This is a genomic window from Streptomyces sp. NPDC059743 (assembly GCF_042732975.1).
Lineage (GTDB): Bacteria > Actinomycetota > Actinomycetes > Streptomycetales > Streptomycetaceae > Streptomyces.
The window spans coordinates 125910-134542 of record NZ_JBHWGS010000009.1 but is presented as its reverse complement, the minus strand read 5'-3'; the positions used below and the strand labels follow the sequence as shown (position 1 = coordinate 134542).

Here is an 8633-nt window from a genome sequence, read left to right as displayed (position 1 = left end):
GATCGCGGGTGAGTTGGCGGTCCGTCTCGGTCTTCCGGTGGGTGCCGGCACGGATATCGATGGTCTGAGTGCCGCCCGTACCGCCGCCGGGATCACCGGACTCCTTGTCGATCTGCTCGCGGGCCCGGCCGAGACGGCCGCCGCCGCTCCCGTTCCGGCGCCCTCCGTCGAGCCGTCCACGACCGTGGAGGCCGAGATCCTGGCGCCGCAGCGGCTGGAGTTCAGCGAGTTCGAACTGCCCGAGGTGACCGGCTCCGTCGAGAGCGGCAGTACGGTCCTGCTGCTCGGCGGCGGTGAACTGGCGCCGGTCGTGGCCGAGCGGCTGCGCGCCGCCGGCGCCCTGCCCACGCTCGTACCCGCCGGAGAGCTGCCGGAGACCACCGCCGACGCGGTGATCCATCTGGACGCCCTCGACACGGCCGACTCGCCTCTGCCCGAGGCATTCCCGCTCTACCAGAGCGTGCTGGCGGGCGCTCCGCGCCGGCTGCTCGCCGTCGAACGCAGGACCGAGGGCGCGGCCAGCGGGCTGCGCGGCTTCTTCCGCAGCGTCGCCCGCGAGTATCCGGATCTCATCGCGACCCTGGTCGAGGTGGCGGCCGACGCCGGACCCGAGGAGGTCGCCGCGGCCCTCGTCACCGAACTCGCCGCCACCGACCGGGAACCGGTCGTCCTGACCGGCACAGGCGGTCGGCGCGCCCTGCGGCTGATACCCACCGATCTGGGCGCGCTCGCCGCCACCGGCGCGGGCCCGGCCGGAGACGGAGTCGCGGAGGCCGAGGCGGCCGGGCTCGACCGTGACGCGGTCGTCCTGCTCGTCGGCGGCGCGCGCGGCATCACCGCGCGGTTCGCCCGTACGATCGCCTCCGTCAGCCGGTGCCGTATCGAACTGATGGGCCGTACGCCGGTGCCCGCCGCGACCGAGGATCCGGTGACCGCAGGTGCCATGGACCGCGACGCGCTGCGCGCCGCCTTCCTCCGCTCCGGGATGACCTCGCCCGCCGAGGTCGAGCGCCGGGTGTCCGCCGTGCTCGCCGCGCGCGAGGTCCGTGACACCGTCGAGGGACTGCGGGCGCTCGGCAGCCAGGTCCGCTACCACTGTGTCGACGTACTCGACACGGAGGCCGTCCGCGCCACGGTCAAGGACATCCACGCCGAGCACGGCAGGCTCGACGGTGTGGTCTACGCGGCCGGAGTCATCGAGGACAAGCTGATCGCCGAGAAGCCGGTCGAGTCCTTCCGACGGGTCTTCACCACCAAGGTGGGCGGTGCGCGGGCGGTGCTCGACGCGGTCGGCACACTGCCCACCGGGCCTCGTTTCGCCGTGCTCTTCGGTAGTATCGCGGGCGCCCTCGGCAACCGCGGCCAGTCCGACTACGCCGCCGCCAATGACGCGCTGGAGGAGCTGGGACGCCGCTGGTCCACCTCGGAGCGGCGCGGTCTGACCGTCCACTGGGGCCCGTGGGCCGCGGCGGAGACGAACGGCGGCATGGTCACTCCGGAACTGATGCGCTCGTACGCCGCCCGAGGGATCAAGCTGATCGATCCCGAGGAAGGGCCGCTGAGCCTGCTGCGTGAACTGGCCTGGGGCGCGCCCGAGGTGCACGCGACGGTCTACACCGCGTCGGGCTGGTGACCGCCGTGTCTCCCCGCACACCGGCCGCTGTACCGTCAGTCACACCGGCAGCCAGGCAGGCCGCAGCGCCCGTCGCCATTGTCGGCATGGCCGCGTTCTTCCCGGGCGCCAAGGATCTGGACAGCTACTGGCACAACATCGTCAACGGTGTCGACGCGATCACGGATGTTCCCGCCGACCGGTGGGACGCCGAGTTCTACGCGCCCGACGGGCCCCGGCGCAGCGACCGGGTGTACTGCAAGCGCGGCGGATTCATCGACCAGGACACCGAGTTCGATGTCGCGCGGTTCGGCATCATGCCCGCCTCGGTGGCGGGCACAGAGCCGGACCAGCTCATCGCGCTGGAGGTCGCCAACCGGTCCATCGAGGACGCCGGCGGAGAGTCCGTACTCCCCGCCGACCGGCAGCGCGCCGGGATCGTCCTGGGCAGAGGCGGCTATCTGACGCCCGGTCTGGTCCGGCTCGATCAGCGGGTACGGACAGCGGGACAGCTCGTCCGTACGCTGCGTGAGCTGGCGCCCGACCTGGGCGAGGACCGTATCGAGGAGGTCAGGGCGGCCTTCGCCGGGCAACTCGGCCCGGAACAGCCCGAGTCGGCCATCGGTCTGGTGCCCAATCTGGCCGCGTCGCGTGTCGCCAACCGGCTCGATCTGCGCGGCCCGGCCTACACCGTCGACGCGGCCTGTGCCTCGTCGCTCGTCGCGGTCGACCACGCGGTGCGTGAACTGGCCGCAGGGCGCTGCGATGTCATGCTGGCCGGCGGAGTGCACCACTGCCATGACATCACCTTGTGGAGTGTGTTCAACCAGCTCGGCGCGCTCTCTCCGAGCGAGCGGATCCGTCCGCTGCACCGTGACGCCGACGGTGTGCTCATCGGCGAGGGCACCGGTGTCGTGGTGCTCAAGCGGCTCGCGGACGCGGAGCGCGACGGCGACCGTGTGTACGCCGTGGTGTCCGGGACCGGAGTGGCCAGCGACGGCCGCTCGGCCAGTCTCTTCAACCCGGATCCCGGCGGCCAGGTCCGCGCGGTCCGGCAGGCCTGGGACGCGGCCGGTCTCGACCCGCGCGCGGCGGACGCCCTCGGGCTGCTGGAGGCGCACGGCACCGCCACCGTCGCCGGTGACCGGGCCGAACTGACCACGCTCACCGAGGTGTTCGGACCGGCGACGGGCGCACGGGCCGCGATCGGCTCGGTGAAGTCCATGATCGGGCACACCATGCCCGCCGCAGGGATCGCCGGACTGATCAAGGCCGCGCTCGCCATCCACCACGGAGTGCTGCCACCGACGCTGCACTGCGACGAGCCGAACCCGGCCCTGGAGGCCACCAGGTTCGCGCCGCTCGCGAAGGCCACCGCCTGGGAGGACACCGCCACCGGCGCACCGCGCAGGGCGGGCGTCAACGCCTTCGGCTTCGGCGGTATCAACGCCCATGTGGTGCTGGAGCAGCCGGCCGCTTCGGCCGCCCGTACGGCCCGCTCGCCGCGTACGACGGTGAGCGAGCCGGAGCGCGTGCTGCGGCTCGCCGCGTCGGGCCCGGCGGAGCTGGCCGCCCTGCTGGACGCCGACGGCTCCGCGGTCCTGGCCGCCGGCCTTGACGAGCGCGCTGCGGTGGCGGGCCCGGTCAGGCTCGGCATAGTCGATCCGACCGAGCGCCGGCTGAAGCTGGCCAGAAAGGCGGTCGCCAAGGGCGTGCCGTGGCGTGGCCGCAGCGATGTGTGGTTCAGCCCGAGCCCGCTGCTCGGCCTGGCCGGTGGCCGTACCGCCTTTGTCTTTCCCGGCCTCGAAGCGGAGTTCGAGGCCCAAGTGGCCGGACTGGCCGAGCGGTTCGGTCTGCCCTGGTCGGCCGGACAGGACGCCCGCGTCGGTGATGTCGGGCGGCACGGCGCGGCCGTGTTCCAGCTCGGCCGGATGCTCGACACCGCGCTGCGCAGGCTCGCCGTCGTCCCGGACGCGGTCGCCGGACACAGCGTCGGCGAGTGGACCGCCATGGCCTGCGGCGGTATCCATGCGGCCGATGAGGTCGACGCGTTCCTCGCGGACTTCGATCCGGACGCGCTGCGTGTGCCCGGCGCCGTCTTCGGCGTGCTCGGTATGCCCGCCGAGCAGGTGCTCGCCGAGCTGAACGGCCGTACCGATGTGGTGCTCTCGCACGACAACGCGCCCAACCAGTCGATGATCTGCGGTCCCGAGGAGGCCGTGACCGAGCTGGTCCAGCTCTTCAGGACCAGAGGAGTGATCGGGCAGGTGCTGCCGTTCCGCTCCGGCTTCCACACGCCGATGCTCGCGCCTTATCTCGGTCCGATCCGGCGCGCGGCGGAGGCCTACACCTTGCATCCGCAGACCACTCCGGTCTGGTCGGCGACGACCGCCGCGCTCTATCCGGACGAGCCGGGCGCCGTACGGGAGTTGTTCGTACGGCATCTGCTCGAACCGGTGCGGTTCCGTCAGCTCGTCTCCGCGATGCACGACGCCGGATACCGCGCCTTCATCCAGCTCGGCGCCGGTCAGCTCGGCTCGCTGATCGACGACACCCTGGCGGGCAAGGACCGGCTGGTTGTCTCCGCGCACTCCACCGCACGGGACAGTCTGGCGCAGCTCCGCAGGGTGGTCACCGCGCTCTGGGTGGACGGTGCGTCGCCCGATGTGGCCCCGCTGCTGGCGCCGGTGGCCACCGCCACAGCCACCGCCACGGCCAGGGCATCGGCCGCTGCGGCGGCTCCGGCGAAGGCGCGGCCGTCCGGCCGAGGAGTACGACTGGATCTCGGCGGGGCCCTGGTGTCGCTGCCCGAGGAGGCCAGAAACGTTCTCACCGGCGCGGTGGCCCGTACTCCCGCCGTGTCCGCCGTCGCCGAGGGCAGCGCGCTGGATCTGCTGGGCCGTGCGGGCAGCCGCTTCCCGGTCGCCGCCGAACTGTCCGCGCTGCTCCAGGACACGGCGGCCGTCGCGAACGAACTCATCGGCGCGGGCGCCGCCCGCCGTGGCGCCGCTACCGCCTCGCGCGCCCTGGTCCGGCCGTCGGCCTCGCCGGTGCCGCCCGTCCCGCCGGCCGCAGTCCCGCCCGTACCGCCGTCCGTCCCCGCCGTCCTGCGCGTCGACGTGGCCGAGATGCCGTATCTGCTCGACCACTGCTTCTACCGGCAGCGGCCCGGCTGGCCCGACGACGCCGACCGCTGGCCGATCGTGCCCGCGACCACCGTGATCGCCCATCTCATGGAGATCGCCGAGCGCGCTGTCCCCGGCAGGCGCGCGGTCGCGGTGCACGACGTGCGGCTGCTGAAGTGGATCGAGGCCATGCCCGCCGCCGATGTGCCGGTGGAGATACGGCGGCTGTCGGCCGACCGGATCGAGGTGAGCCTGACCGGTTTCTCCCGGGCGGTGGTCGAACTGGCGGACCGCCACCCGGCGCCTCCGCGGCCCTGGCCCGTCGATCCGGCCACCGAACGCGTTCCGGATCTGCGGGCCGAACAGCTCTACAGCGAACGGTGGATGTTCCACGGACCGCGCTTCCAGGGCGTCAGCGAACTGACCGCCATCGGCGATCTGTATGTGCGCGGAGTCATCACCGCGCCCGAGGCTCCCGGCGCACTGCTCGACAACGTCGGCCAGTTGCTCGGCTACTGGATCATGGCGACACTCACCGAGCGCACCACGGTGTTCCCGGTGGGAATGGAGCGCATCCGCTTCCACGGGCCCGATCCGAAGCCGGGCGAGCGGCTGGTCTGCGCGATCCGGATCACCGAGATCACCGATCTCACGCTCACCGCGGACATGCAGCTCATCAAGGACGGCCGCGTATGGGCGGAGTTCACCGGCTGGCAGGACCGGCGCTTCGACACCGATCCCAATATCCGTAAGGTGGACCGCTTTCCCGGCGAGCACACGCTCTCCACGCCGGAGCCCGAGGGCTGGACGCTGGTCCATGAGCGCTGGCCCGATCTGGCCACCCGGGAACTGATCATGCGCAATATCCTCGGCGGCGCCGAGCGCGCCCGTTACGAGGCGCTGCCACCGGTCCGCCGACGGCAGTGGCTGCTCGGGCGGATCGCCGCCAAGGACGCGGTGCGCGGAGTCCTCTGGCAGGAGGAGGCGGGCGAGATCTATCCCGCCGAGATCGCCGTCGACAACGACGGTACGGGCCGCCCGCTGGTCCGTGGTGTGCACGGGCGCGCGGTGGGCGAGCTGACGGTGTCGATCGCGCACTGCCGTGAGACCGGCGTCGCGATCGCCCGGCGCGGCCCGTGCGGAATCGATGTCGAGGAGATCACCGAACGGCCGCGCTCCACCGCCGAGACGGCGTGCGGCCCGGCCGAACTGGCCCTTCTCGACAGCCTGGTGGCCGGCTCTGCGGAGAGCGCCGCGCTCTGGTTCACCCGGTTCTGGACGGCCAAGGAGGCCGTTGCCAAGGCGCGCGGAACGGGACTGGGCGGACGCCCGGCCGAGTTCCGTGTGGTCGCCGCGGAGCGCGACCGGCTCCGTGTGGTGACCGAGGACCGGTCGTACGAGGTGGGTGTACGGGAGGTCGCCAATCCACGGGGGCTGCCCGAGCGGCGGTATGTCGTCGCCTGGACGACCGGTGACAGCACGACCGGTGACAACACGACAGGAGAGTTTGATGAGCACTGAGGCGATCGGCTTCGCGGCCGCGGAGCCGGGGGAGCGTACGCCACTGGCCACCGGCGACGACGCCGTACTGGCCGATATCTCGGGCATGCTGCGTGAGCTGCTGGCCGAGGACGGTCTGGACGACGCCGAGATCACCCGCGAGACCACCTTCCACGACGATCTCGAACTGGAGAGCATCGACCTGGTGACGCTCGCCGGATCGCTGCGCGAGCACTACGGCGACCGGGTCAATGTCGCCCTCTTCATCGCCGATCTGGAGCTGGACGAGATCATCGCGCTCACCGTCGGTGAGCTGGCCGACTATGTCTCGGCGTCGCTGCGCGCCGGTGCGGAGGGCTGAGCCATGGCCAAGATCAGTACCGGCGAGATCACCACGCATGTCCAGCGGCTGCCCGCGGCGCACCGGCCCGCGGACGGCGGCGAGCCGGCCGTGGTCGTGTTCGTGCACGGCCTGCTCACCGACAGCCTGGCCAGCTACTACTTCACCCTCGGCCCGGACTTCGCCGCCGCGGGATATGACGTGATCATGTACGACCTGCGCGGGCACGGCCGCAGCGACCGGCCGCCCACCGGCTACCGGCTGGAGTCCTTCGTGGCCGATCTCGTCGGGCTGCTCGACGCGCTGGACGAGCGGCGCCGGGTGCATGTGGTCGGCAACTCCTTCGGCGGTACGGTCGCCGCCGCGCTCGCCGCGTGGCATCCCGAGCGGGTCGCCACCGTCACCATGATCGAGTCCGAGCCGCCGGTCGAGGAGTGGACCCGGCACATGGCCGACGGTCTCGCCGACGCCAAGGACCGGCTCGCCCGCGAAGAGGTCATCAGCTGGATCTCGGCCAGGCACGGCGCGCACACCGCCCGGCTCTCCCGGGGCGCCGGCCGTATCCTGCGCACCACCACGCTCGCCGAGGACGTCCCGGCCGGCCGCGTCATCGGCGACGATCTCGACGCGCTCGGCTGCCCGGTACTGGCGATCTTCGGCGACGAGTCCGGGCTGAGCGCCCAAGTACCCAGCTTGGAGGCCAAGCTGGCGTCCTGCCGTACGGTGGTGCTCACCGAGCAGGGCCACTCCGTCCTGGTGGAGCGGACCGAGGAGACCCGGAATCTGATCCTGGAGTGGGTGGGCGAGCACACGCTGGCCGAGGCGGTGCGGTGAGCCGCTTTCTGCTGGTCGTCCCGCCGCTCGTCGGACATGTCAATCCGCTGGTCGGAGTCGCGGACGAACTGGTCCGGCGTGGCCATCAGGTGGCATGGGCCGGCCATGCCGGCCAGATCCGCCGGCTGGCGGGCGCGGATACCACGGTGTACGACTGCGTGGTGCCCGGCGCCGGACTGAGCAGACCGCCCGGGCTCACCGGGCCCGCCGCGTTCCGCTTTCTGTGGGCGGAGTTCTTCGTGCCGCTCGCCGACGCGATGGCGCCCGGTGTCGAGGCCGCGATCGACGCGTTCCGGCCGGATCTCGTTCTCACCGACCAGCACGCCGTGGCGGGCGCGCTGGTCGCCGAGCGCCGTGGCGTCGTCCATGTCACCTCCGCCACCACCTCGGCCGAACTCATCGATCCGCTGGCCGGGATGCCCAAGGTGGGCGCCTGGCTGAGCGAGCTGCTGGGCGCGCTGCGCGCGCGGATCGGCGATCCCGCGCGCACCGGCGATCCACGGTTCTCGCCGCACGGCGTCATCGCGTTCACCGGGCGCGAACTGCTCGGTGACGCGCCGCCGCCGAACGAGCGGACGTATCTGGTCGGCCCGGCGATCGCGCCGCGCGCGGACCGCTCGGACTTTCCCTGGGACGAGCTGGATCCGGCGCGCGCCACGGTGCTCGTCTCGCTCGGTACGGCCAACGCGGACGCGGGCGGCCGGTTCCTCGCCGAGGCGGTCACCGCGCTCGACCGCCTCCGCGACCGGGTGCAGGGCGTCGTGGTCGATCCCGGCCATACGCTCACCGAGGTGCCGCCCGGCGTACTGGTCCGTGAGCATGTGCCCCAACTCGACCTGCTGGCACGGGTGGACGCCGTCGTCTGCCACGGCGGCCACAACACCGTGTGCGAATCGCTCTGGCACGGGCTGCCGCTGGTGGTCGCGCCGATCCGGGACGACCAGCCCATCGTCGCCGGACAGGTCGTCGACGCGGGCGCGGGCGTACGGGTCCGCTTCGGCCGGGTGGACGCGGCGAGGCTGGGCGCGGCCATCGAGACCGTACTGAATCCGGACGGCGGCCACCGGGCCGCCGCCGAGGCCATCGGCCGCTCCCTGCGCGCGGCGGGCGGCCAGTCGGCCGCGGTAACCCACCTGGAACGCATCGCCGGACAGGGCCCGGCCTCGCTGACGGCGCCCACCGCTTCCGTCCCCGTACCCCACTGACTGCTTGCCCCATCGAA

Annotated in this window: 5 protein-coding genes; all 5 read left to right on the top strand. The window is 72.5% G+C overall.

What is annotated here, in order from left to right; all coding sequences use genetic code 11:
- Positions 1 to 1633 (top strand): SDR family NAD(P)-dependent oxidoreductase (locus ACFV6H_RS17715; protein ID WP_385542669.1); only part of this gene is annotated, 1633 nt, incomplete at its 5' end.
- 77 nt (positions 1634 to 1710) lie between these two features.
- Positions 1711 to 6258 (top strand): beta-ketoacyl synthase N-terminal-like domain-containing protein, encoded by a 4548-nt coding sequence (locus ACFV6H_RS17710; RefSeq protein WP_385543092.1) that lies wholly within the window; start codon positions 1711 to 1713, stop codon positions 6256 to 6258.
- Entirely contained in the window at positions 6248 to 6598 is a 351-nt protein-coding gene (locus ACFV6H_RS17705; protein WP_385542666.1) for an acyl carrier protein, read from the top strand. The genes ACFV6H_RS17710 and ACFV6H_RS17705 overlap by 11 nt, the downstream gene beginning before the upstream one ends.
- A gap of 3 nt (positions 6599 to 6601) precedes the next feature.
- Entirely contained in the window at positions 6602 to 7411 is an 810-nt protein-coding gene (locus tag ACFV6H_RS17700) for an alpha/beta fold hydrolase (RefSeq protein ID WP_385542663.1), read from the top strand.
- Positions 7408 to 8616 (top strand): glycosyltransferase, encoded by a 1209-nt coding sequence (locus ACFV6H_RS17695; protein ID WP_385542660.1) that lies wholly within the window; start codon positions 7408 to 7410, stop codon positions 8614 to 8616. The genes ACFV6H_RS17700 and ACFV6H_RS17695 overlap by 4 nt, the downstream gene beginning before the upstream one ends.
- The last annotated feature ends 17 nt before the right edge of the window (positions 8617 to 8633 follow it).

Excerpts from the sequence above, each read along its gene's own strand:
- ACFV6H_RS17705 (WP_385542666.1), top strand. The coding sequence starts at position 6,248 with ATGAGCACTGAGGCGATCGGCTTCGCGGCCGCGGAGCCGGGGGAGCGT.
- ACFV6H_RS17700 (WP_385542663.1), top strand. The coding sequence starts at position 6,602 with ATGGCCAAGATCAGTACCGGCGAGATCACCACGCATGTCCAGCGGCTG.